The sequence below is a fragment of the Micromonospora sp. NPDC047467 genome, assembly GCF_040643095.1.
In the GTDB taxonomy this organism is placed as follows: Bacteria; Actinomycetota; Actinomycetes; order Mycobacteriales; family Micromonosporaceae; genus Micromonospora.
Map to the genome: position 1 here is coordinate 1 of NZ_JBEYTO010000014.1, position 24,790 is coordinate 24,790.

17 protein-coding genes, 3 pseudogenes and 1 CRISPR repeat array are annotated in these 24,790 nt (G+C 68.3%); of the genes and pseudogenes, 6 read left to right on the forward strand and 14 right to left on the reverse strand.

Going from position 1 to position 24,790, the window contains the following annotated elements:
• The coding region (locus tag ABZ780_RS28910; RefSeq protein WP_357488055.1) for a hypothetical protein at positions 1-906 on the forward strand (906 nt) is incomplete at its 5' end.
• A gap of 541 nt (positions 907-1,447) precedes the next feature.
• On the opposite strand, the pseudogene ABZ780_RS28915 reads toward ABZ780_RS28910, so the two are convergent.
• Together ABZ780_RS28915 and ABZ780_RS28920 are read right to left on the reverse strand one after the other, a co-directional pair.
• A pseudogene (locus ABZ780_RS28915) lies at positions 1,448-2,122 on the reverse strand (DUF1524 domain-containing protein).
• A 186-nt stretch (positions 2,123-2,308) separates the two neighbouring features.
• On the reverse strand, positions 2,309-2,752 hold the full coding sequence (locus tag ABZ780_RS28920; RefSeq protein WP_357488056.1) for a hypothetical protein: 444 nt from the start codon (positions 2,750-2,752) through the stop codon (positions 2,309-2,311).
• Between the two features lie 782 nt (positions 2,753-3,534).
• On the opposite strand from ABZ780_RS28920, the gene ABZ780_RS28925 reads away from it, so the two are divergent.
• Genes ABZ780_RS28925 through ABZ780_RS28935 form a run of 3 tightly spaced genes read left to right on the forward strand, consistent with a single transcriptional unit; the run spans position 3,535 to position 5,289 of the window.
• On the forward strand, positions 3,535-4,197 hold the full coding sequence (locus tag ABZ780_RS28925; RefSeq protein ID WP_357488057.1) for a hypothetical protein: 663 nt from the start codon (positions 3,535-3,537) through the stop codon (positions 4,195-4,197).
• Positions 4,190-4,507, forward strand: coding sequence for a hypothetical protein (locus ABZ780_RS28930; RefSeq protein WP_357488058.1), 318 nt, complete (start codon positions 4,190-4,192; stop codon positions 4,505-4,507). Before ABZ780_RS28925 ends, ABZ780_RS28930 begins: the two co-directional genes overlap by 8 nt.
• 32 nt (positions 4,508-4,539) lie before the next feature.
• The gene (locus tag ABZ780_RS28935) at positions 4,540-5,289 is read left to right on the forward strand and encodes a hypothetical protein (RefSeq protein ID WP_357488059.1); all 750 of its coding nucleotides are present in this window, start codon (positions 4,540-4,542) and stop codon (positions 5,287-5,289) included.
• Between the two features lie 9 nt (positions 5,290-5,298).
• Here ABZ780_RS28935 and ABZ780_RS28940 read toward each other — a convergent pair whose 3' ends face one another.
• On the reverse strand, positions 5,299-5,703 hold the full coding sequence (locus tag ABZ780_RS28940) for a hypothetical protein (protein WP_357488060.1): 405 nt from the start codon (positions 5,701-5,703) through the stop codon (positions 5,299-5,301).
• 296 nt (positions 5,704-5,999) lie between these two features.
• On the opposite strand from ABZ780_RS28940, the gene ABZ780_RS28945 reads away from it, so the two are divergent.
• A complete protein-coding gene (locus ABZ780_RS28945; protein WP_357488061.1) occupies positions 6,000-6,251 on the forward strand; it encodes a transcriptional regulator in 252 nt (83 codons plus the stop codon).
• 375 nt (positions 6,252-6,626) lie between these two features.
• Here ABZ780_RS28945 and ABZ780_RS28950 read toward each other — a convergent pair.
• The 3 genes and pseudogenes from ABZ780_RS28950 to istA all read right to left on the reverse strand — a co-directional run.
• Positions 6,627-6,993: pseudogene (locus ABZ780_RS28950) on the reverse strand (hypothetical protein); the annotation flags it as partial.
• A 270-nt stretch (positions 6,994-7,263) separates the two neighbouring features.
• Entirely contained in the window at positions 7,264-8,055 is a 792-nt protein-coding gene (gene istB, locus ABZ780_RS28955; protein ID WP_357488062.1) for an IS21-like element helper ATPase IstB, read from the reverse strand.
• Positions 8,055-9,284 (reverse strand): IS21 family transposase, encoded by a 1,230-nt coding sequence (istA, locus tag ABZ780_RS28960; protein ID WP_357488063.1) that lies wholly within the window; start codon positions 9,282-9,284, stop codon positions 8,055-8,057. The genes istB and istA overlap by 1 nt, the downstream gene beginning before the upstream one ends.
• A gap of 569 nt (positions 9,285-9,853) precedes the next feature.
• Here istA and ABZ780_RS28965 point away from each other — a divergent pair.
• Positions 9,854-10,711: an META domain-containing protein gene (locus ABZ780_RS28965; RefSeq protein ID WP_357488064.1), complete on the forward strand. Its 858-nt coding sequence runs from the start codon at positions 9,854-9,856 to the stop codon at positions 10,709-10,711.
• Between the two features lie 364 nt (positions 10,712-11,075).
• A CRISPR array of direct repeats spans positions 11,076-16,254; the repeat unit is 37 nt; unit sequence GTTGCGATCCTCGCCCGGTCCGGAGACCGGGCGCAGC.
• A gap of 126 nt (positions 16,255-16,380) precedes the next feature.
• Here ABZ780_RS28965 and cas2 read toward each other — a convergent pair.
• From cas2 to ABZ780_RS29005, 8 genes and pseudogenes are all read right to left on the reverse strand, one after another.
• On the reverse strand, positions 16,381-16,671 hold the full coding sequence (cas2, locus tag ABZ780_RS28970; protein WP_357488065.1) for a CRISPR-associated endonuclease Cas2: 291 nt from the start codon (positions 16,669-16,671) through the stop codon (positions 16,381-16,383).
• 1 nt (position 16,672) lies between these two features.
• Positions 16,673-17,698, reverse strand: coding sequence for a type I-C CRISPR-associated endonuclease Cas1c (gene cas1c, locus ABZ780_RS28975; RefSeq protein ID WP_357488066.1), 1,026 nt, complete (start codon positions 17,696-17,698; stop codon positions 16,673-16,675).
• On the reverse strand, positions 17,691-18,338 hold the full coding sequence (gene cas4 / locus ABZ780_RS28980) for a CRISPR-associated protein Cas4 (RefSeq protein ID WP_357488067.1): 648 nt from the start codon (positions 18,336-18,338) through the stop codon (positions 17,691-17,693). The genes cas1c and cas4 overlap by 8 nt, the downstream gene beginning before the upstream one ends.
• On the reverse strand, positions 18,335-19,201 hold the full coding sequence (gene cas7c, locus ABZ780_RS28985) for a type I-C CRISPR-associated protein Cas7/Csd2 (protein ID WP_357488068.1): 867 nt from the start codon (positions 19,199-19,201) through the stop codon (positions 18,335-18,337). The genes cas4 and cas7c overlap by 4 nt, the downstream gene beginning before the upstream one ends.
• Positions 19,198-21,024 (reverse strand): type I-C CRISPR-associated protein Cas8c/Csd1, encoded by a 1,827-nt coding sequence (cas8c, locus tag ABZ780_RS28990; protein ID WP_357488069.1) that lies wholly within the window; start codon positions 21,022-21,024, stop codon positions 19,198-19,200. The genes cas7c and cas8c overlap by 4 nt, the downstream gene beginning before the upstream one ends.
• The gene (gene cas5c, locus ABZ780_RS28995) at positions 21,024-21,698 is read right to left on the reverse strand and encodes a type I-C CRISPR-associated protein Cas5c (RefSeq protein ID WP_357488070.1); all 675 of its coding nucleotides are present in this window, start codon (positions 21,696-21,698) and stop codon (positions 21,024-21,026) included. The genes cas8c and cas5c overlap by 1 nt, the downstream gene beginning before the upstream one ends.
• Before the next feature lie 20 nt (positions 21,699-21,718).
• Positions 21,719-24,010 (reverse strand): CRISPR-associated helicase Cas3', encoded by a 2,292-nt coding sequence (gene cas3 / locus ABZ780_RS29000; protein WP_357488071.1) that lies wholly within the window; start codon positions 24,008-24,010, stop codon positions 21,719-21,721.
• A gap of 584 nt (positions 24,011-24,594) precedes the next feature.
• A pseudogene (locus ABZ780_RS29005) lies at positions 24,595-24,790 on the reverse strand (hypothetical protein); the annotation flags it as partial.

The following is a 24,790-nucleotide window of genomic DNA, read 5'->3' on the forward strand; positions in this document are numbered from 1 at the left end:
CACCTCCCAGACCAGAAACGATGGGAGACAGCCTGCCCGACACATCCTCAGAACCAACGGATTACACGATCAACGTTCAAAGACGAGGCACTAGCACGATGGAGAGCCGAGATAGCTGCCGAGCAGGAGCGCCGCAGCAGTACTGGCGAGGAGTCGGCCTGGAACGGGGCGATGTACGCCGTTGAGGACCTAGTCATTTCTCGTAGCGGGCCGAAGGAGGAACCAGATGTAACTCTGATCTTGAAACACTCCGACTACTACACATTTCTCGCAACTCAACGCCTCGACCGTAGACTCCCGGGCGGCGCAACACTTAGAGGCCTCTATCTCGACGGGCGGGAACCGAGGCAGATCCCGGACTTCATGCGCTCAAGCTTCGGAATGAACGTCGCAGTCGTTACCTCAGACAACTGGCTCGTCGTGTCCCGTCGAAGCGCGCGAACGGCGACCGGTCAGGACATGTGGGCGCCGTCGGTCAACGAGTCGCTGTCCCCGGACAAGGACTCCGTGGACGGAGCACCTCCGGACCTGTTCAGCGCTGCTCGCCGCGGCGTGCGGGAGGAGCTCCACATCGGAGAGGACCAGTACGAACTTCGCCTGCTAGCCTTCCACCTCGCCACGTCCCTTTCGCAGTGGGGCGTCATGTTCCTCGCCCGCCTCAGCGCAATGTCTCGGGCCGAATTCGAGGCGCACGTGTCCAGAGGCGTCGAGGACGGCTGGGAACACCGGGCCATCGATTATGTGGCGTTTGAGCCCGAGCCTGCACTTCGCTACCTCCTACGAACTGACCGACGGAACAGTTGGACGCCCGCCGCGCCCGCCTTGTACTACCTGACCCTGGTCAACACATACGGACGACGGCAGGTAGATGCCGCGCTCGGTCGCGTTCTGCCGGACGTCTCGTAGTCTTCCGTCGTTGCGTATGAAGTCTGGGGGGGGCCAGCCGCGCACTCGAGTGGCGTGGCCAGTTCGGCCGCGACGAGAGCCTGTCGGGCAGGCCCCAGTCAAAGAGAACATCTCCGCCTCCTCGGGGATGTAGCAGAGCTCGGCGGCACAGAAGCGCCAGGCCGCGCAGTCGACCAGACACACATTTCGGTCCTCGGGACCAACGGCGGCGGTATGGGAGCCGTGCGGATCGGCGGACGAGGTGGTCCGTCGACGCGTTCATCCGGCGTCGGTATGCGCGGCTGCTCCCCGCGCACGCGGGGGTGATCCCGCCCGGGCCCGGCGGAAGGTCACAGCCCGCGACAGCGTCCGGGTCCGGGTCCTTCGGTGGGAATTCGACACCTAAGACGAGTCCACGCCATGGTCAAGCGTCTGCTCGCCGCCGACGCGGGCGGCCAGTGGCGCAAGCAGTCCGGCGATAGCCAGCCGCCGCAGCAGGCATAGCGTTCGACCTGCGATCCGCGGCCCCTGGGGGGCCGCAGACCGCAGGCCAAGGTCGAGGTCAGGAGCTGCAGGTGTTGAGCATGCTTTGCAGGGCGGACCTCTCCGATGACTGCAGGGTCAGGCTCCAGTTGTATTTCACGGTGATCCACATTTTGCTGTAGGTGCAGCGGTACGACGACAGAGGCGGCTGCCAGGTGGAGGGGTCCTGGTCGCCCTTGGACTGGTTGACGTTGTCGGTCACTGCGATCAGCTGTGGGCGGGTGAGGTCGTTGGCTTAGCTCTGCCGGCGGCTGGTCGTCCACGAGTTGGCGCCGGAGCGCCACGCCTCGGCAAGGGGCACGACGTGGTCGATGTCGACGTCGGAGGCTGCTGTCCAGGTCGCCCCGTCGTATGGGCTGTACCAGCGTCCGGAGGTGGCCGCGCAGGAGCTGTTGACCACCACCGAGGTGCCGTCCCGCTTGAGGACCTGCTCGCGGGTGTTGCAGCTCCCGCTGATGGTGATCCAGTGCGGGAACAGGTCACGGGAGTAGCCGCTGGTCGAGCCTTGCGCCGCCACGGTCAGGGCGTTGAGTTGCGACTGGGCCGTCGCCTTCGACGGGATCCCGGGAGGTGCGGCCGACGCGGGCTGCGCGCTGATGCCGACCAGGCCGGCGCCGGCCAGCGCGGCGAGGACGACTGCGGCGGCGTGGCGCGTGGCGCGTGGAAAACGGGCAGAGACTCGGGTTACCCGCATGGGGGCCTCCTCGACACGGGGTGGACGGCAACCGTCCCTGAGGATCATGTCCATCGAAGGCCATGTTTGTGAAGGGGTGATGCCGCAGTCACAAAACTTTGAGGGCCGATATTTCGTTGGTTCCCCGGCGCACGGTCGAGCGGGATGCGGCCGACGGCGATGTCGGGGCAGGGAAGCAGGGCCCTGTCAGCACATCGTCCAGTCCTCGACGGTCAGGACTAGCTCTTCAGCGCGGGCGGTCGAGATGTTGTGTCCCCGTTTGGCGATATCTGCCAGCACCGTTTCCTCGCTGACCTCGACGTTGTCCTCTGTCGCTTGGTTGAACTCGTTGTTGAGCCTGTACGCCTGCTCGGACGGGACCTGGCACTTGTCGGGTTGCGTCAGCTTGTCGCGGACGACGGCCTCGTGGAGCCGGTAGCCCTGCCAGGAGGCGGCATCTCCTTTGGCAGCGTCCGCCCAGCGCCCCTCGGGTGCCCATTCGAACGCCGCGTAGCTGGGCAACACCTCACGTCGGTCGTACGTGATCACGATCGACAGCGCCTGCCACCCCTGCCCTCGATGGTTCTCCACAATGCGCGTCGCGACGTCGGTGACCTGCTGAACTTTGACGGGGTAGACGCGGAGTTCCACCCGGAGGGCTAGACGGCGAGCGCCGGATCCGGAGCTGACGTCCCGGCGCTCAAAGATGTCGTAGGCGGGCAGGGGTTGCTCCGGTGTCGTTGGGCGAGCCGTCGCTGCGGGTGGCGTGGTCGGCGGGGTAGGCAGAGCGGTGGTGCGAGTCGGCTCAGGCGTGCGGGTACTCGGTGATGGCGTTCGTTCGGCGGCAGAGGAGGCTGGAGCGGGTGGAGAAGGTGACGTGTCGCCGAGGAGTAGGCCGACAGTGGCAAGAGTGCCTCCGCCGATGCAGCACATGAAGAGCCCACCGATGACTGCCACCGACAGGACGATCCCGACCTTCACACCTGTTCCCGGAGGAGCGGCCGGGGCCGCAGAGTGCACCGGGGGTCGCCGTGCGGGCGGCGACGCGTCGGTTCCAGGCGGCTGAGCGGACGGATCTCGCGGATCGGGTGTCTGCTGCACGGCAGCTCCAATGAGAGGCGTACCAGCAATTGTCGGCACCGTCGCGGCCGCTTACGCTCCGCCGAACAGTGGAACTGTCAGCCCGCTGAACGACTCACTGGGTGTCGATACATCCGCCGCGGCAGCCTGGGCGGAACGACGTTGGCTAGATCGACGATGTGGCTGTACAGGTTGGAGGCAGTGCTACGGCCTGGTGAGGCCGGGTAGCGGTGTCGCATCCATGGGTGGGGAACGGTACCGCGGGCTCGCGAGGATTCACGTACGGTGGTCGTGCCTTCTGGAGATCGGGCCGTTGGGCACCCGCTGGTTGAGGTGAGGGAACTGAGGGACGGATGAGGGACGGACGCGGTCCACGCCTGTCGCTGGCAAGCCTCGATTTCCTCGGTGACGAGGTCGCACTTGCGCAACGGGTCGAGCAGACGCTGCGGGATGCTGGTCAGCACTCGGAAGCCGATGGCTTCTGCGGATCCGATGCCACGGGGGCGGTTTCGGTGGTCGTTGATGCGCAGCGCCGGGTCGACACCGTGATGGTCGGCCGTGAGTGGCGAAGCGGTGTTGGTGTAGCTCGTTTTCCGACGGCGCTCTTCGACGCCTACAACGCCGCGGTCGGCGCCGCACTGGACCGGGCCGCACTGACCGAACTTCAGGAGGCGAAGGCGCCGCCGACACCGCCGCACCAGACCGTGGCGGAGTCGCCGGAGCTTGCTGAGGGCGTGTGGTCGCGGGAGACCTGGCGCACGCTGGAGGGCCTTGACGTCGAGTTGGATCGGGTGGCACAGGTGCGTGTGTCCCCGGTCGAGGAGGTCATGTCGAGCCCCAATGGCTGTCTGACGTTGCGGGTTCGTGCGGGCAGCATTGTCGGCATCACCGGCGACACGGGTCGGATCGCCCGTGCCGACGCCGGTCAGCTGCAGTTCGAAGCACGGTCTGTCCTGCGTGCGTTCGACCTGGCAGAGGCAGTTCGACACGACCGTGAGGGGTGTCCAGGTGGATGAGCTGAACGTCATCACCGACGCGTTGCGTGCCGAGGGCGGCAAGTGGTTGCAGCTGTCCGACAGCGCTGCCGTCATCAAGGCAGCCGCGGAGGGGCTGAGCTTGGACGCGTCCGCGTTTTACATCGGCGACGCCAACGTCGGCGTGCACTCGGCTGCGTACCGCGACTTCCACGCCTTCATGGTCGGGCTCCTCACGGGTGCGACCACGGAGTTTGAGCAGGTCGGTGAAGCGCTTCGTCGCGTCGCTGACGCGTACGACCGGGCCGACGAGGTGGTCTCGCTGGACCTCAACACGATCTACACGGCCTGAGCGGCGTCACGACCCGGAAGGACATCCAGTTGATGCAGCCCGCACCGCCGGACCTGGAGTATGGCGAGGCGTTCAACAAGGCCTTTGACCAGATCCGCGTCGGCGTGGACCTTGCCGTCGAGGGGTTCAACGACGTCGTCGCGCAGGTCAACGAGTGGGCGTGGATTCTCGGGCCGGCGGCGTTGCTGTGGATCAAGCGCAACATTGATGCCGTGCGTCGCGGCCTGCGGGAGGTCATGGATCGGGTCGATCACGCCGTGGAGCACCAGCTGCCGGTGCTGTCGCTGATTTCGATGAGTTTCCGGTGGGTCAGCGAGGTGAAGACACCTGCCTCCCAGTTGTCGTTCACGATCAGCGAGCCGGTCGACCAGAACCTGGTCAAGTGGACCGGCGACGCGGCGCGCGCGTACGCCGACAAGGCTGTCAAGCAGCGGGCTGCGGTTGATGAGTCCGTCGTCAAGGCGGAGTTCGTCAGCCAGTGGCTGTTCAAGATCGCGAAGGCCAACGTCGACTATGCGGTGGAGTTGGCGAAGATCGTCACCAAGTTGGCGGGTAAGTTCGCCCAGGCCGCCGTTGACGCGACGACGGTCATCAACATTCCGTGGGCCATCGACACGCTGGCGGAGTCGGTCGGCGATATCGTCGCCGCGGGGCTGGACACCCTCTTGACGGTCGGTCAGCGTTTCGTCGACGCGTTGGGTAACGTCCGGGACATCGCGACGCAGGTCGGTGACCACTCCAAGCTTCCCGGTGGCCGTTGGCCCGAGGCCGTGCGCGGGTAGAGCCTGTCGTCAGGCGTGCGGCACGGCGGTGTAGGTCGCCTTGAGGATGGTCAGCGCTTTCGCGGCGAGTACCTCTGTGGGCAGGTAGGAGTCGGCGCCCACTGCGAGCCAGACCTTCACCACCAGGTTGGCGTTACGGGCGTGGAGCATGTACTCGGTGTACTTGAAGCCGGGGTCCGATCGTTTGACGAATCCCTCGGCCTCCTCGCCGACCTCGGCGACAGGGCCGTCTGCCGTCATGCCGGTCACCTGTCGGGTCGCCGTGTAGAGCCGCCCGGCCTCCTCGGCGTTTGTCAGCGAGGATGCCTCCACCAGCAGGTTCGCCTGGTGGTCGTCTGCGGTGCGCATCTCGAACAGGCACGATGAGCCCTGCCGGGCCAGCGGCGGCTTCGGATCGGTACGAGTGACCCGCACCGATAGGTCCGCCAGGGGTGCCAGGTCGGTGCGTTGGCACAGGTCGAGGTTGGCGGCCTCGTACAAGGAACTGGCGGCGGGTGATGAGCTGCTCGTGAGGGAAGCGGTGGCAGCCGGCGGGGTGGTGCGGGCACGAGGTGTCGCGGATCCGCCGTCATCACAGCCTCCGGCAACCGCGAGCGTTACGAGAAGGCCGACAGCCAGCGACCGATTCCGCGATCGAGGGTCCACGAGGTTGAACATACCGTCAGCTGGGCCAGGGGATGGTCCGTGCCGGTTGCCCTTATCGTCGAGGTATGCCCCACGAGACCATTGAATCTGTCGCTCGCTCGCGCGCGATCACCGCGTTGGCGGTTCTGCAGCAACTGGTCGATCTGCGCGCCTACCCCCATCGGCACCTTGCCGTGGTCGCCTACGCCGCTGGCGGGGACAGTGTCAGCCAGGCCCTCGCCGCCGCCGACCACCTCAGCCACACGGGGTGGGAACTGATCAATGTGACGCAGGTGGGGAGCGGCAGGGCGCTGCACGCGTTCATGCGCCGCAGGTAAGCCCGAGGGCTGGCCGACACCGCGCGACCGGGCCAGATCCGCGCTCTGCACCTGGACGACGTCGATCTCGGCAAGCGGCGGATCACCGTCGCGGGTACCAGTCGGCCCGCTCGACGATTTCACCACCCAAGCCCTGCTCGATTGTCTGGCCTACCGGCGCGAGCGGTGGCCGGACACGGCCAACCCGCACCTGTTGGTCAGCGGCACGAGCGCGCTGGGCCACGCAACGGTCAGCCACCTGGATCCTGAACCTGCGCTGCCTGCTTGGCGGCCTCGAACGGCTACGTATCAATCGCCAACTCGAGGAATCCCTCGTCGCTGGCGGCGACCCGCTGCATCTGGCCGCAGTCTTCGGCTTCAGCGAAGCTGGTCGGCGTCGGACGCCGCCGTCCAGGTCGCTGTCGTCGTACGGGCTGTACCAGCGGCCGGAGGTGGCCGTGCAGGAGCTGGTGACGACGACGGAGGTGCTGTCGCGTTTGAGGACCTGTTCGCGGGTGTTGCAGGTACCGCTGATGGTGATCCAGTGCGGGAACAGGTCACGGGAGTAGCCACTGGCCGCGCCTTGCGCCGCCCCGGTCAGGGCGTTGAGCTGTGACTGCGCCGTCGCCTTCGATGGGATCCCGGGAGGCGTGGCCGACGCAGGCTGCGCGTTGACACCGACCAGACCGGCTCCAGCGAGGACGGCTGCGGCGACGTAGCGCACGGCGCGCGGGAAGTGAGCAGGGGCTTGGGAGATCGGCATGGCGGCCGCCTCGGCGTTGGTGGATGGCAGCCGCCCCCGACCGTCATGCCCATCAATTATGTCGCTGGTGAAGTGGCGGCGAACCGGCCACGAAAGCCTCAAAGCCGAGACCTCGCCCGCTGAAAGCGGCCATCGACGCTCTCTGTCGGCCGACGCGTGCCCGAGCTCGCCTTGCTGTTCACGGTCCCGGCGCGACTGCGTGTCAACGCCGGCTGAACTTTGACCCCTCTGTTCCGGCCGAATTTTGACCCCCTCGCTGGTTGTTGATGTTCAGTCGTTGGTCTTGGTGGCTGCGGGGACGCGGCCGAGGTCGCGGTCTTTGAGGCGGTAGCTGTCGCCCTTCATCGAGATGACCTCTGCGTGGTGAACGAGGCGGTCGATCATGGCGGCGGCGACGACGTCGTCGCCGAACACTTCGCCCCAGCGGCCGAAGGGCTTGTTGCTGGTTACGATCAGCGAGGCTCGTTCGTAGCGGTTGGAGACCAGCTGGAAGAACAGGTTCGCGGCTTCGGCTTCGAAGGGGATGTAGCCGACCTCGTCGACGATCAGCAGCGGGATCCGGCCGAGCTTCACGAGTTCGTCTTGCAGGCGGCCGGCGTGGTGGGCGTCAGCGAGGCGGGACACCCACTGGGCGGCGGTGGCGAACGCGACCCGGTGCCCGGCCTGGCAGGCCCGGATCCCGAGGCCGATGGACAGGTGCGTCTTGCCGGTGCCGGGCGGGCCCAAGAAGACGACGTTCTCCTTCGACGCCACGAAGTCCAGGGTGCCCAGGTGGGCGATCGTCTCCCGCTTCAGAGAGCGTTGGTGCTCGAAGTCGAACTCCTCCAGGCTCTTGCGGGCCGGGAAGCGGGCGGCGCGGATGCGTCCCTCACCGCCGTGGGCTTCGCGGGCGGCGACTTCGCGTTGCAGGCAGGCGGCGAGGAACTCCTCATGCGTCCACGACTCCGCCCGGGCCCGCTCCGCCAGCCTCTCGACCGACGCGGCCAGGGACGGCGCCTTCAGGGCGCGGGTGAGAAACGCGATCTCGGATGCGACGTTGCGGCTGTTGGTCTTGGTGGCCATCACGCAGCCACCTCCACGTCCAGGCCGAACATCCGGTCGTAGTCGCTCAACGCCCGCCGCTCGACCTGAGCGTCGACGGCGGTCGTCGGGGTGCGTTGGGCAGCGACACGCAGGTCTGCCGCGGCTTGCCGGTGGGCGGGATCGGTGATGCTCTGATGGCTTGCCCAGCAGCGGTCATGCCGGGCCACCGGCCGACCGTCGCAGAACACCGTCACCTGGTCGCAGTCTGCAGTGACCTCGACCCGCCGGCCGACCACCGACGGGTGCACCGAGTAGTCGTTGCCGTCCAAGCGCACGTAGTGATCGCGGGGCAGCCGGGTGGCCTGCCGCCAGCCGACCACCGGCGCGACCGGCGGCAGTGGCAGCATCACCTGCCGGTCGGCGTCCCACCGCTCAGCCGGCCGGCAGCCCAGCACCCGATGCTGACGGTTGTTCGCCCGCACCAACCACTCGGTGAGCTGGGCGTTGAAGTCGCCGGGTGAGGCGAAGCGACGCCCGGGCAAAAACGAGGTCTCCAGATAGCCGTTGGCTCGCTCCACCAGGCCCTTCGACTCGGGGTCCGCCGGCCGACACTGGATCACCTTGATGCCGAGAGTGCCGCGAAAGGCGTTCATCGCCTCCGTCAGCTGCGGCCTGCCGGCCCGCCACTGCCCGACCGCGGACTCGTTGTCCCACACCAACGCCTTCGGCACCCGACCCCAGCCCGAGATCAACGTCCAGTGCCCGACCAGCAGGTCCGCCGACTGCCTGGTCGGGATCATCACTGCTGACAGCCACCGCGAATACCCCGACACCATCACCAGCACCGGCGGCCGGCCGACCTGCCCGAAGCCCAACGGCACGTCCGCCGGCGGGAACCACAGATCACACTGCGCCAGCTCACCCGGCAGATACTCCGTCCGCTGGGCCGGGTCGGGGCGGCGGAACAACGGCCGCAGCTGCTGCACCCGATCGGCGAACACCGTCTTACCGCGAGTCCACCCGACCCGCTCCATAATCACCGTCGTCGGCATGTCCGGGAACTCCGCCAACAACGCCCGGATCTGCGGCTCGACCGCGTCCACGATCGAGCCCTTCGCCGCCCGCTGATAGCGAGGCGGCTCATAACTGGCCAAGGCCTTACGCACCGTATTCCGCGAGACCCCCAGCCGGCGGCAGATGGCCTTGATCGCCATCCGCTCCGCCCGGTGCAACCGACGGATCTCCGCCCAGTCCTCCACGCTCAGCACCTCCCGATGCTTCCGGAAGGGGTCAAAATTCAGCCGGAACCACGGGGTCAGTTTTCAGGCGGAGCCGACACTGCGATCTACGTTCGTGGAGCGGGGCGCGGTACGGATGCCACCCCTACGTGGCCGAAGGTCTTCTGGAAGCCGCCGCCAGCACCGGTCAGAGCAGCAGAACCGGTCCCTCCCGGCAACGGAAGCTGGCATGTTCGACGGCGGCATCGGCAGAACTGCTCGTCCGCGGGGCTGGTGAGGGCCTACCAGCAGGTCGATGCGGCACCGGCGGTTGGGTGCGGGAGAGAAACGTGCGCGGGTGTTCTGCGCGGTGGCACGTCTTTAGGAAACCGCGGCAGCGGCCGCACCGCCCCCGTTCGAGGGGCGGCCCGTGCGGCGGGTCGTGATCCGACGAGATCGCGGGCGCATCCAACGCTCCTACCAGCCGTTGACCGAAGAAGCGCAACTGTCGTTCGCCGAGCGCCGCCTAACTCCGGCGGCGACGGTGCCTGAAGGAGCCGGGAGACCGCAGGATGAGAAACCCAAAGGCGCATCAGGGCCGCCTCGCGACGATGGTAGTGATGGGCATGCTGCTCAGCGGATGCGCGAGGCAGGGCCACCCGGAGGCAGCAGACCCAACCCCGCCGGTCACGGGCACCACGGGGGCCGTAGTACCGCTGGCGCCGGAGATGCTGATCGGCTCCTGGACGCTCGTTGACGTTGCCGACCCCGGCACGGGCACGATCCTGCGCCTCGCTGACAGTGAACTGCACCTGATCGGCAGCCACTGCGGCACCTTGGGCGGGTCCTGGCGGGCCAACGATGAAGGTGTTTTCCTCGCCGACGTCTGGTCGGCTTCCACGGCCGTCGTCGAAAGCACGCCTGGCTGCGAGAAAGCTAGCCAGGAGACACCTGGGTGGCTGCGGAGCGTAACCGCCTACCAGTTCGACAGGGCGGGGTTGCCCGTACTCCTGGACGGACGAGGGCAAGCGGTCGCCCGGCTGATCCCCGGGGCGACACCGACCCCCGAGCCCGACAAGGCCGACTCCGTGCTGAAGCCGCCGGTGGTCACCGACGAAGCGCGACGGGCCCTGGCACCAGCCGTCGCACTACCGGCGACACTCGTTTCCGCAGACCAGCGCCAGCCGATAGGCCGTTGGGTGCCCAAGAGCGGACACAAGGCGGCCTACCTGGAGTTCACAGCCGACGGCGAGTGGCACGGATCCGACGGCTGCAACGACCAAAGCGGTCGGTGGATCACCGCCGCCGACGGCACCCTGCTCGCCACCGCACGAGCAACCACACTGGCGTTCTGCGCCGACAGCGTGCCGATCGAACAATGGGTCACCACGGCCAGACGAGCCGGTCTCGACGGCAAGGCCCTCGTGCTTCTCAACGCCCACGGCGACGAGACAGGCCGGCTATCCCCCACAAACTGAACGCCGTCCTGCAACGGCCGTTGCCACGGCTTCGGGGGTCGCTTGCCATGGCGCAGGACGAGAGTGGCTGCCCGACCACAGTGGCGCAGCGTAGGCAGGTGTGTAGCCTGGCACCGCGCCGCCGTCGCACTACGCCGACCCGCGGGACGTGCTACCTCGGGCCGAGACACCGAGTACCGGGCCGAGCAGGTAGGTCAGCAGGGGCGGGCGGCTCTACGCCTCGGAGGCCCAGCCGAGCCACTCGGGATCGTGACTCCAGGCACGCGCGGGTGAGGTCGTACATCGAGATCACGGCCTACTGATGGTTCGGACGACAGCAGCCCCTTACCGAACGTACATGCAGATCGCGACCACCCTGCCGGATGTTGCGATGCTCGCCCGGTCCGAGAACCGGGCGCAGCCGTCCTACACAGCGAGTTCGCCAACGACCCGTCGATGTGCGACCCTCGCCCGTCCGGAGACCGGGCGCAGCAACCTGGACGGTTTTCGGCTCGGGTACGTACAGCTCGATGTTGCGATCCTCGCCCGGTCTGGGGACCGGGCGCAGCGGTATCGACCGGGCTATTCAATCCGAGCGACCCTTTCGTTGCGATCCTCGCCCGGTCCGGGACCGGGCGCAGCGCGCGGTGCCGACGCATGCAACGGCGGTCAGGACCAGGTTGCGATCCTCGCCCGATCCGGAGACCGGGCGCAGCACACCGCCACCGCCGCCGCGTCGCGCTTCACCAGGTCGTTGCGATCCTCGCCCGGTCCGGAGACCGGGCGCAGCCAGCTCCCCGACGCCGGCCGCGCCGGTCGAGACCAAGGTGTTGCGATCCTCGCCCGGTCCGGAGACCGGGCGCAGCCGCGGGCCGCGATCCGTACCGAGTTGGCCGAACTCGGGTTGCGATCCTCGCCCGGTCCGGAGACCGGGCGCAGCCCGGAGGCCCACCCCGGACGCCGCAAGATCCCAAACCGTTGCGATCCTCGCCCGGTCCGGAGACCGGGCGCAGCAACGCGGCCGCGCACGCCGCCGGGTGGCGTCGCCGTGAGTTGCGATCCTCGCCCGGTCCGGAGACCGGGCGCAGCGCCGGCCGGTACACCGACACCCTCAACTACTACGAGGCGTTGCGATCCTCGCCCGGTCCGGAGACCGGGCGCAGCCGGCGACCTTGCCGAGCCCTTTGCCGATCCCCCGGGCGTTGCGATCCTCGCCCGGTCCGGAGACCGGGCGCAGCCGGCCACGCCGACTACCGGATCTCGAACTGCCTCGGTGTTGCGATCCTCGCCCGGTCCGGAGACCGGGCGCAGCCAGTGGGCACGAGTGGCCTCCTCAGGCACAGACGGGTTGCGATCCTCGCCCGGTCCGGAGACCGGGCGCAGCTCGGGGTCGGTTGTGCCGAACCTCGGCGACGTGTGGTTGTTGCGATCCTCGCCCGGTCCGGAGACCGGGCGCAGCTCTCCGGGACGGTCGGCTGGACCAGCACCGGAGACCTGTTGCGATCCTCGCCCGGTCCGGAGACCGGGCGCAGCCACCGCGACCAGATCAGCAGGCCCAGCCCGCCGAGGTTGCGATCCTCGCCCGGTCCGGAGACCGGGCGCAGCGCCTGCGCCACCGTCGTCACCAGCGGCGACGAGTAGCCGTTGCGATCCTCGCCCGGTCCGGGGACCGGGCGCAGCCGGGCACGGTGTGACGCGGCATCAGCGCCACCACAGGTTGCGATCCTCGCCCGGTCCGGAGACCGGGCGCAGCGCGCGCCGCCGCCGCCCTCAACCCCTGCCAGCCGAAGGGTTGCGATCCTCGCCCGGTCCGGAGACCGGGCGCAGCGGGAGTGGCTGCCGATCACCGTGCGCGTCAACGGCGTGTTGCGATCCTCGCCCGGTCCGGAGACCGGGCGCAGCGCCGGCGGCCATGATCTCGTCAAACTGCGCGTCGGAGTTGCGATCCTCGCCCGGTCCGGAGACCGGGCGCAGCTCGGCGTGCGCCGGCCGGAGTCGCGTCACGCCGGGGTTGCGATCCTCGCCCGGTCCGGAGACCGGGCGCAGCCCCAGCACTCGGGGGGTACGTCGACGAGTGCCAGAGGAAGTTGCGATCCTCGCCCGGTCCGGAGACCGGGCGCAGCTACCGGCACGCCAACGGGTTGCCCGACGGGCCCAGGTTGCGATCCTCGCCCGGTCCGGAGACCGGGCGCAGCCTGCTCGCGGGCGTCGGCGCGGCTGGCGGCGTTGCCGGAGTTGCGATCCTCGCCCGGTCCGGAGACCGGGCGCAGCCCTCAATCACGCTGGCCGCCAAGGAGTTGGTGGCGGGTTGCGATCCTCGCCCGGTCCGGAGACCGGGCGCAGCCGCTACCGAAACTCTCGACGCTACGGCGGCCAGTGTGCGTTGCGATCCTCGCCCGGTCCGGAGACCGGGCGCAGCTCCAGGGCGACGGGCAGAGCGACCGCGTCGGCCGGGTAGTTGCGATCCTCGCCCGGTCCGGAGACCGGGCGCAGCTGGCCCGGGTCCCGCGTGCCGGTGGCCGGGTCTTGGAGGTTGCGATCCTCGCCCGGTCCGGAGACCGGGCGCAGCGCCGCCGCCAACGTCATTCCCTTTGCGGATGCACGCGAGGTTGCGATCCTCGCCCGGTCCGGAGACCGGGCGCAGCTACGGGGGCCGGGGGGGCCGGGGGGCGTCAGCGGCCGAAGTTGCGATCCTCGCCCGGTCCGGAGACCGGGCGCAGCCGTCACGGCGCTCGCTGACCGCTTCTTCGCCGCAGTGTTGCGATCCTCGCCCGGTCCGGAGACCGGGCGCAGCCTGCTCGCCGCCGAACTCGACGGGCATCGCGACGATGGTGTTGCGATCCTCGCCCGGTCCGGAGACCGGGCGCAGCACCTTCGCGCTGATCTCGTTGGCGAAGGGCTCCGGGTTGCGATCCTCGCCCGGTCCGGAGACCGGGCGCAGCCTGCCGGTGGCGCGTAGCCGGTCGATCACGTACGACCGGTTGCGATCCTCGCCCGGTCCGGAGACCGGGCGCAGCCCCGGCGCAACCGGGGGCTAACTCCATTTCGGCTGATCGGTTGCGATCCTCGCCCGGTCCGGAGACCGGGCGCAGCCTATGCCCCGGGACGGGTACGACAACGATTGTTGATCGTGTTGCGATCCTCGCCCGGTCCGGAGACCGGGCGCAGCCTGCTACGTCGACGGCAACTCATGGGTTTTCGCCGACGTTGCGATCCTCGCCCGGTCCGGAGACCGGGCGCAGCCACGCCGCCGGTCGCCGCCTACCGCGCCGCCACGGAGTTGCGATCCTCGCCCGGTCCGGAGACCGGGCGCAGCTAGAGCGTCGGATCGCAGGTGCCATCCTCGAGAGAGTTGCGATCCTCGCCCGGTCCGGAGACCGGGCGCAGCCGGCTGCCGGCCGTACGGGTCCGGCTTGCCGTACCAGTTGCGATCCTCGCCCGGTCCGGAGACCGGGCGCAGCGGCAGGGCCGTCGGCAGGTGGGTGTAGACGTCCGAGTTGCGATCCTCGCCCGGTCCGGAGACCGGGCGCAGCTGGTCCGAGGTGGTACAGGTCGTGCGCGACCAGCTCGGCGTTGCGATCCTCGCCCGGTCCGGAGACCGGGCGCAGCGCGGAGATTCCATTCGCATTGACCAGAGGACCGTGATGTTGCGATCCTCGCCCGGTCCGGAGACCGGGCGCAGCGCTCGGGCGACTTCGCCACCCCCGGCGCCCACACCCTGTTGCGATCCTCGCCCGGTCCGGAGACCGGGCGCAGCGACCAGCGTTCGGCGAAAGTGCTGTACGACCTGCTCGCGTTGCGATCCTCGCCCGGTCCGGAGACCGGGCGCAGCCCGACGCCCTGACCCTGCTCTACGCCGCCGTCATCGGTGTTGCGATCCTCGCCCGGTCCGGAGACCGGGCGCAGCGGCGGGCGGTCTCGACGTTGCGCAGGGCGGCGCCGGTGTTGCGATCCTCGCCCGGTCCGGAGACCGGGCGCAGCGGGCAGACATGCTCCGTTTGGGGATCCGCACACCATGTTGCGATCCTCGCCCGGTCCGGAGACCGGGCGCAGCTCGCTGGCCTGCTCGACGATCTGGTCGGCGAACACGGAGTTGCGATCCTCGCCCGGTCCGGAGACCGGGCGCAGCATGATGGGCTTGCCGGCGGGGCGACCGACACGCGCCAGTTGCGATCCTCGCCCGGTCCGGAGACCGGGCGCAGCCGCCAGCGCCGGGCCGGCTAACACCCGTGTGGGTCGAGTTGCGATCCTCGCCCGGTCCGGAGACCGGGCGCAGCCTTTTGTGGACTTGCGCGCGTATAGATCGCCCTTCATGGTTGCGATCCTCGCCCGGTCCGGAGACCGGGCGCAGCGCGAACAGTGTCGGAGTGCCGCGACGTGTTGCAGGCGTTGCGATCCTCGCCCGGTCCGGAGACCGGGCGCAGCCATCTGGTCGCCGTCGTCTTGCCGGGGCCACACGAGTTGCGATCCTCGCCCGGTCCGGAGACCGGGCGCAGCCACCGGGAGAAGAAGCTGTTCCACCCGAACAAGGCGCAGTTGCGATCCTCGCCCGGTCCGGAGACCGGGCGCAGCGGTGATGTCGATGCGGGTCATGTCCCGGCGCCGCTTGTTGCGATCCTCGCCCGGTCCGGAGACCGGGCGCAGCCGCGTCGACCCCCACCCGGTTCGACAAGGAGCAGCAGTTGCGATCCTCGCCCGGTCCGGAGACCGGGCGCAGCCTCCGTGTCGCTCTCGCCCGCATACGCGGACACCCCGTTGCGATCCTCGCCCGGTCCGGAGACCGGGCGCAGCTTCGTCGGCTTCACCGGGCCGCCTCCTGTCCGAAGCGGTTGCGATCCTCGCCCGGTCCGGAGACCGGGCGCAGCTCGGCGATCATGTACCGGCCGGGGGAGCGTGGCCCGTTGCGATCCTCGCCCGGTCCGGAGACCGGGCGCAGCACGTTCTCGGCGCCGCCCGTCCACGACCCGCCCCAGTTGCGATCCTCGCCCGGTCCGGAGACCGGGCGCAGCCCTGCGGATATCCACGCAGCACGCCCGGACGTGTCGGTTGCGATCCTCGCCCGGTCCGGAGACCGGGCGCAGCCCTGCGCCTGGTAGTCGAACGAGCAGTGCGTGAAGTAGTTGCGATCCTCGCCCGGTCCGGAGACCGGGCGCAGCCAGTCGACACGGCAACGGAAGTAGTCGACCAAACAACCGTTGCGATCCTCGCCCGGTCCGGAGACCGGGCGCAGCATGCTCTCGTGGTAGGTGCTGGCGGTGCCGAGGGCGGCGTTGCGATCCTCGCCCGGTCCGGAGACCGGGCGCAGCCCGCGGTCGCCGAGTCCCTGCTCGGCGGTGCCCAGTGTTGCGATCCTCGCCCGGTCCGGAGACCGGGCGCAGCTTGCGATCCTCGCCCGGTCCGGAGACCGGGCGCAGCCGCCGAAACCCAGGGCGAGGCCCTGCGCGTTGGTGAACTTGCGATCCTCGCCCGGTCCGGAGACCGGGCGCAGCCCGTCGGCGCCGACCCACGGCGCGGCGAGCACGTCGAACTTGCGATCCTCGCCCGGTCCGGAGACCGGGCGCAGCGGCTCGTGAGCAGCCGTTATTCAAGTTAGTCACTAGCTAGACATCCGTGGCCGCGCCAGGAAAGTCCCAATTAGTATGGTTTATTAGTTGGGAACGTCAGGCTCTCCGGGGGACCACTGGGGGTTCCTAGATCACGAACGGACCGCGGGGGTCGACGTGTCGTGGCAGCCCTAGGTGTTCGACGTTGTCGAGTGCGTTGGCTGGGAGGCGATAGATGCGGATGCTGTCGCGGGCGGGATCGATGGCATCTTGCAAGGCTGCGACGAGTTTCACCTTGTCGGCGTCGCGGCAGACGACCTCGAAGACGGATTTCTGGACGCGGTGTCCGTACGCTTCGCAGATTTTGGCGACTTTCCTCAGCCGCCTCTGGCCTGCTGGGGTGATGGTTTCTACGTCGTAGGTGATGAGGATGTCCACGTCAGTTGACTGTCCAGGGGCGGTAGGTGGCGAGGTCTCCTCGGAGGTGCCGGGCGAGCAGGCGTGCTTGCACGAGCGGGAGGACGGCGCCTTCTATTTCGCGGTTGAGGTGGGCGTGTGGCCAGGCTCGTCGTCGGGCGGCCTGCCATGCGTTGAGGGTGTTTTTTCGGCCGGTTTCGGTGAGCCTGTATGCGCCGTTGGGGAGTAGTTCGAAGTCGTCGGTGGAAAGTTCTCGTCGGTTGAGCAGGGTGAAGGCGAGTCGGTCGGCGAGGAGGGGGCGGAATTCTTCCATCAGGTCGAGTGCGAGTGCCGGCTTGGCGGGGCGGGTGGCGTGGAGGAATCCGATGTAGGGGTCGAGGCCGACTTGTTCGAGTGCGCCGTGCACGGCGACTCGGAGCATGCCGTAGAGGAAGGACAGGAGGCAGTTGATGGGGTCGGTGGGTGGTCTTTTGGTTCGTCCGGTGCTTCGCCATTGCTTGTCGGTGACGAGGTATGGCAGGGCGGCGAAGTAGTCGCGTGCGGCGATGCCTTCGGTGCCGAGCACGCCGTCGATGCTCTCGGCGCTCTTGAGCAGTTCCAGTCGTTGACCAATGAGTTCCGCTGATGCTCGCAACGCGGTCTGCCGGTGACCGGATGTGTCGCGGCCGGCGCGGAGCAGAACTTGGCGGGAGTTGTGTATCTTGCCGGCGACCATGGCTTTGGCGATCTTGATCCGGTGCTCGTGGTTGTCGACGGCGCGGTGCTGGGCTTGTCGTAGGAGTGGGTTGCCGCTGGTGGGGCCGGCGACGCGGGCTCTGAATCGGCCCATGCCGGTGAGCCAGCTGACGGATCGGCCGTCGTCGGCGCAGCGCAGCAGCAGGTCGTCGGTGATGGTCACGCCGGCGAAGAGCACCAGGTGGTCGACTCTGGTCAGGGGCAGCAGGCGTCGTCCGGTTTGTTCAGGGTGGTAGACGCGGACGGTGTCGCCGTCGAGGTGCAGGCTGGTTCCGGGAGTTTGTACGTAGAGGGTGTTGAGTAGTTCAGTCACGCCACTGTCCCAACGGCCTTGGGGTGAAGAGGTCGGCTGCCGGTCGGGTCCGTCGACCGTCGGTCACGTCGGGTAGGCAGTCGTCGCGCAGTGAGCACTTGCGGCATCGGGTGTCGTTACGTGCCGCTGGTAGGTGTTGAGATGCGAGGAGGCGCCGGATGGCCTCGGCCGCTTGCACTACCTGGTGCAGGAGGTCGGGGCTGATGCTGACTGGGTGGCGGCGGCGTTCGGCGACGGAGTAGATGTATCCGAGGGGCACGTCGAATCCGGCTTCGAGGAGGCAGAGGGCCTGACCGGCGAGTTGCAGGTCAGCGGGCCCGTCTGGCTGATAGCGGCCGACTTTGTATTCCACTGGGATGGCGGTGGTGCCTGAGAGTTCCACTACGTCGCAGATGCCTCTGAGGCCGTACACGGCGCTGCCGACGGGTAGGGAGCGGATGGTGGTGAGACCTGCCCGCCGGGTAACGCCGGGCAGGTCCACCAGTCGATGGCTCAGATCGCCGCGTACGGTCTGCGCGCTGTCGCCCCAGATGCCCTCGACGTGGATGAGTGCGGTCTGTCGGTGGCAGTAGGCGTAGTGCTCGAGTGCGGAGAGCGGGATCTCGGCGAGGGTGCTGTCGCCATCGGTCGTCGGGGTCACGGCCAGAGGTTCACCAGTGGGGTGAAGTCGATACCCTCGGGCAGGTTGTCGGTGGCGAGGGTCAGCTGGTAGTCCAGGTGGTGCCGGGCGGGCTTTTCCGTGTTCGCGCGGCTGAGGGATACGCGTTCGGTGAGGCTGGCCGCCGGTGCGACGCCGAGGGCGTCGGGGTGGCTGAAGACGTACAGGCCGCAGAGTTTCATCTCGCCGCGGGTGGCGGAGCGGTCGTGGTCGAACATCAGGGTGATCGCCCGCCAGAACACGGCGAGGTCGTCAGAGGTGACACCCGTCTTCCCGGCGCGGGGGGCGGAGTAGAAGATGCGGGCTTGGTAGAGGCCGTAGGGCACGGTCCATTTCGAGCCCATCTCGGTCCGCTCACCCTTGTCGATGTCGTCCTGGCGGGTTTGGGTGACCCGGGTGATGGCGTGATCGGTGGGAAGGACCGGATCGACGCTGCGGGCGAAGGTGAGCTGTACCGGACCGCGCACTTGTCCGGCGCCGCCCTTGGTGGTGCCGGTGCTGAGTACGGCGCCGAACATGCGGATGTCGAAGTAGTGCTCGCAGAGCCACCGCTGTGCCTCGTCGGCGCGGCCGGGGTTGGCCTTGAGTCCTTCCTCGATGCGGGTGTTCAGCGCGTGGCCGGCCTCGACGAAGATCCCGAACTTTGGGTCGTCGCCGCGCATCAGGGCGACGGTGTCGCGGATCTTGCGTTTGATGGCGACGTCGGTGACGAGGCCCTGGCCGGTCTCGTCGTCGGTGCGCGGCTGGTTACCGCCGTCGGGGTCGCCGTTGGGGTTGCCGTCGGTGACGTCGAACAGGAGAACTGCGTCGTGGCGGCGGGCCGGGTCGAGGTGGGTGTCGCTCATTCGGCGTCTCCTTCGGTGGTGGGCTGGTCGTCTGAGGCGGGCGGCAGGTCGGTGTTCTTCTTCTTGGCGGCGGCCTCGATGCGCTCGGCGCGCATGGCGGCGCGTTGCTGGTGGAAGCCGAGGACGAACTGGGCCTTCTGCGCCAGGACGGCGGTGCTCGGGATCGAGTCCCGGCTCGTGTCGATCTGGGCGAAGATGTCGTCAAGTCGGGTGGCGTAAGCCTTGGCCCAGCCCGGTTTGCGCAACGGTCCGCGTAGGCGGCGCAACCAGGCGGTCGAGGTCCGCTGCCCGTTGACCAGGACCACTCTCGGGTTGGTGATGGCGCGGCCCATGTACCGCTCGGCGAAGGTGGTGTTCAGCGGCTGGTTCGCCGCGCGGAAAACCGTCTGCTGGAGGTCATCGAGAACGGCGAAGGCCCTGCCGGACAAGTAGGCGGGGTCGTTGTTGTCCAAGTTCAACGTGGGTGTCAGCCTTTCAGACTCGTCGATTCGGTCTGGCCGGCGGCGCAGGCCGAGCCGGATCAGGGCCGCGCGTGCCGGGTCGACCCGGCCGTCGGTGCGGATTCGGTTGAGCACATGGGTGAGCAGTCGCGGCGGCAGCGGGTTGTGTAGTAGCGCGGCCCGTAGCAGCGCGTGTTGCAGGCCGGCCGGCCGGTCCTCGCCCCTGGCGCCGAGCTTGACCCAACTGCCGGGGGCGCCGCCTCGCCCGACCTGCCATCGGCCCGCCGCGCGGACCAACTGGGTCAGCCGGACCTGGGTGACCTCACCGGACCAGTCGGCGATCTCGTGATCGTCAATCCACGAACGAATATGGTCCTTGACCCGGGGCAGCGGCATCTCCACCCAGTCGCGGATCACGACTCGGGCGACGTTGCCGCCAACGGTCACCGAGCAGAAGGTGGACAGGTCGTCATCGCCGGGTTCGATGCCGTCGCCGGGGGTGGCGAGCAGGGCGCGGGCGTCGTCGAGGTCCGGGGCGTCCAGCGGGGCCATGGGGTCGAAGCGGGAGCCGCCGACCAGCCACCAGGCCAGACGGGCGTTCTGCCCGGGTAGCGCGGTGCTGTGCCGTTCATCGGACAGCACGGCCGTCAACGACGACATGAACGTCAAGCCGCACGTGACACAGATCGGGGTGTGGGCGAGAAGTTTCGTCAGCTCGTAGCCGTGGGATGCCTCGTTGACGCTCACCAGGGAGGCGTTCTGGGTGGCGCCGGGCAGCCACCGCCGCGGAATCTGCTGCGGGATCGTCTTGAGCAGGTCGCGGACGTGGCCGCAGACCAGGCAGTAGCCTGCCCGGCCGAGGCCCTTACGCCCGGCGGCGACGCCCGCCCAGTACCGCTTCGCTGATTCGTGTTCGGTGGCGATCTGCCCGTCGACGACGAAGGCCACCACGTCGGCGCGGCTCCACGTCTGATCGGTGACGACCTTCGGTGCGTGACCGCCAGCGTAGAAGGCGGCGATGGCGGGAGCTGGGCCATCCGGCTCCGCGGCAGCCCAGTCCCGGATCAGCTCCTGGAACGCGGTGTGCTGCTTGGCCACCCGGTCGGCTTTGCCGTCCTCGGCAACCCAACCCAGCGCGTATTCGACGGTGTCGGCGGCCAGCGTCGGCGCGACCGCTACGGTCCGGGTGACATTCGGCATCCACCGGTTGATCCCGAATCGCTGCCCGGGTGTTCCCGGATCAGCGAAATCGACCAGCTCGGTGTTGGTGGGCGTGCCGTCAGCGGCGAGGTAGAGCAGGAACCGTACCGGCTTCCGTGCATAGAACGGTGGAGTCACTTCCCCAGTGGACTCCGCGTACTCGACGAGCCGCTGCAGCAGCATCAGGCGCCCCCGCCGGGGAGGGCAAGTTCCATTCCCCGTTGCGGCACGTACAGAATCCCGGCCTGCACCCGGGCGGAGAACCACTCCATGCGAGGACTGCCCCCACCGTCGCGGTGAATCGAGTGCAGCATGATGCCGATGTCCTCATGCAGATCGTGCTGACGCTCGACCTTGTCGTCCGGCCAACCGAACTCCGCGCTGAACTCCCGCGTACCCAGGTAGGGACGCTGGAAGCAGGCACCCCGGCGGACCCGGCGGCGCAACTGATCCCGGTACGCGGAGGCCGGCTTGTCCGCATGCGAAACCGGCACCATGTGCGCGTGGATACGGTACGCCACGTCCCGCAGGCAGACCGCGTTGCGTTGATCGCGATGCGCCACCGTGTCCACCCGGCGGGTGCCCTTGATCGCCTCCGCCAACGGCGCCACGTCCGTGGTCTCGTTACGGCGGATCGTGAACTGCCGGATTGGGCTGAGCACCTCGATCGCGACGATCTCGTAGCGAAACTCCGGCTTCCAATAGATCGACTCCAACACGCCCACCGCGGCGGGAGGCGTCATGACCGGGTAGCTCACCCGCTCCACCTTCAGCTCCGGGCGGGAGAACAGGGCCGCCTCGCCGGCGACCTGAACCACCACAGGCAAGTCACCCTCGCGGCTGCGCCGCAGGCTCACCCCGTCGACAACATCCGTCGTCACAGCACGAACTCCTCAAGGTTCGGATCGAAGGTTATGCCGGTAGCGCTGTCGTAGTCGCCGATCCACTCCACCAGCGCACCCACCTGAGCCTCGTCGCCGAGGATCGGTCGCATCCGCGCCTTCACCTCCGGGTTAGCGAGGACACCGCTGTGCACGGACGTCGTGTAGGGCTGAAGCTGACGCAGGTCACGCAGGTCCGGCACAGGTGCGTTGCGGATTTTTTCAACCAGGTCGATGAGCGCGGCGCACTCCGCGTCCGTTGACGCTCCCTGCGGGGTCACCACGGAGATGCCCTCGTCGCGGATGAGCCGGAACGCCTGCTTGTGATCACGACGGTCGCCTTTCACATCGATCAGCGGGCCGTCGGAAACGGTCTGGAACGCCCACCGCTCACGGGCCTGCTGGATGCGTTGACCAACGTGATCCGGGTCCTTCAGATCGAGCGCGTCATAGACCCGACGGTAGTAGTCCGACAACGCCGACGCGTTATCCGGATCGGCCACGCAGGGCCCGAAGCAGGTCTTCGCAACACCGACCAGCTTCTTGTACGCGCCCGGCTGCCCTCCGTCTGACGGAGCGAAGATGACAACCCGTCCCTGGTCCAAGCGCCCCTCCCGATTGGCCCGACCGGCAGCCTGCAGCAACGAATCAGCCGGCGCCATCGCCCGATATACCAGCGGAAAGTCCAGGTCCACGCCCGCCTCCACCAGCTGCGTCGCGGCTAGAAGCACCCGCTCACCGGCACGTAACCGCCGGATCACCACCTCCAGCACCCGCCGCCGATGCGCCGGGCACATCCGCGTCGACAGATGCCAGGCGACATCACCGAAGCCTTCCTCCTGCCACCGCACATACACCGTCCGGGCATCCGCGGTCGTGTTCACCACCACCATCGCGGATCCGCCAACGGCGCCGCTGTCAACCGACCCGACGCTGGCGTCATCAGCGATGTCACCCAATGTGAGATCTGCGTCCAGCCGCCACTCGTACGACACACGCCGCATCTTCTCGTTCAGCACCGACACTTCCGAGACCAACTCGAACCGGTCCAGATCCTCGAAGGTCCGCAACGCCCAAAAGTCAGGCTGGGTAGCAGACGACAACAAGACCGTCGTCCCGAAATGCTCCACCAACAGACGCAGGCCATCCAGGATCGGCACGAGCATGTCGTGCGGCAACGCCTGAACCTCGTCCAGCACGATCACCGACCCCGCCAGCCGATGCACCCGCCGCATCGCCGACGGCTTACGCGCATAGAGAGACTCGAACAGACGCACAAACGTCGTCACCACGAACGGCGCATCCCAGTTCTCCGCGGCCTGACGCGCCCAACGCCCACCCCCAGGAGCATCGAAATCCACCTGGCTGTGATGCTCCAACACCACCGGCTCCGCACCATCCTCATCGAGCATCCGCCGGTAGACATCGGCATTCTGCTCCGTGATGGTCAAAAACGGCACCGCGACGATCACCCGACGCAGACCGTGCCGCTGCGCGTGACGCAGCGCGAAGCCAGCCCCGGCGAGGGTCTTCCCCACCCCAGTCGGCGCGTGCAACCGGAACATCCCGGTGGGCCGCTCCGCAGCGGCGAGAGACTCCGCGTAGACCTGCTCCCGCAGCCCATCAATCGGCGACGGCGAACGCTTCGCAAGTGACTCTGCCCGACGTCGCTCGAACAGCGCAAACAGGTGGCCGAAATCGGCATCCGGACGCACCCTCGGAACGGCGAGCTGATAGTGATGCGCCTGAGTATCCAACCCGTCGGCGTCAACCAGAGCGCTGTAGCACAGCCGCAACGCCATCTCCCCCACCAGCGGATCCCGTTGCCAACGCTCCGGCAACGCGGCACTCAGGTCAGCGGGCAAGTCCGGCAGCAGACGGGACAGAGCGGCCTCCGCCGACACCACGTTTCGCGGGTTATCCCTCAACGCAGACGTCAACTTCTTCTTGAAGTCGCCCTGGTCCAGGAGCCCACCGTGGTGCCCGAAAATGCCAACAGCGAACCTGCCCAGACCACGGTCCCACGCCACGCGAGTGCCGAACGCCTTGTGGTCGATGCCGACTCGCCCGCCGCCAGCGGCAACCTTTGATAACCGCTCCTGCCAGGCATCACTGGCCTTGCCGCAGTCATGCAGCAGACCCAGCCAGTACGCCAAATCGCCACCCCCAAAGGGAGCCGCGAACCCCCGAGCAAGGGTGGCGGTGCCACGCAGGTGGTCCTCAAGGAGGTGCCACACATCGGTACCGGAAGCGGGACTATGCGCCCTTAGCGGAACCTCAACTCCCACACGTAGCCCTGGAACTCGTACCAAGTGACCCCATCACCGACCCATCGAGTCATGCGCCCTCGGAGGAGTCAACGCCGAGTTCACTATCTGTCAGATAGTTGTCTCGGCGTCCGGGGCCGGGACCGGCCCAACCCCCGGATCTGACCGTGTCAGCACCTACATCCGACACCATCACGGTGTTGCGACCCTCGCACCGTCTGGAGACCAGGCGCAGCCGGCCCCGAGACCGCCTCCGACCCGCCGTTCAAGCAGGAGCAGCGATCCTCACCCGGTCCGGGAACCGGGCGCAGCCTGCTCGCCGCTGCCGCCGAGGACGAGGTAGTTGTCGGGCTTGCGATCCTCGCCCAGTCCGAAGACCGGGCGCAGCCAGACCTCCGACTGGGAGGCGTACCCGCGGCACGAGTTGCGATCCTCGCCCGGTCCGAAGACCGGGCGCAGCGGGCATGTACCTGGTGATGCAGTTGCGCCAGGACGAGTTGCGATCCTCGCCCGGTCCGAAGACCGGGCGCAGCGTGGGCCTTCTCGATGGCGTGCAGTGCGGCGGTGACGTTGCGATCCTCGCCCGGTCCGAAGACCGGGCGCAGCTACCGGTACGCCACCACGGTGATCGGGGACAGCCCGGAGTTGCGATCCTCGCCCGGTCCGAAGATCGGGCGCAGCCCGCGTCCGGCCGGTCCGAAGACCGGGCGCAGCCCGCGTCCGGCCGGTCCGAAGACCGGGCGCAGCCCGCGTCCGGCCGGTCCGAAGACCGGGCGCAGCCCGCGTCCGGCCGGTCCGAAG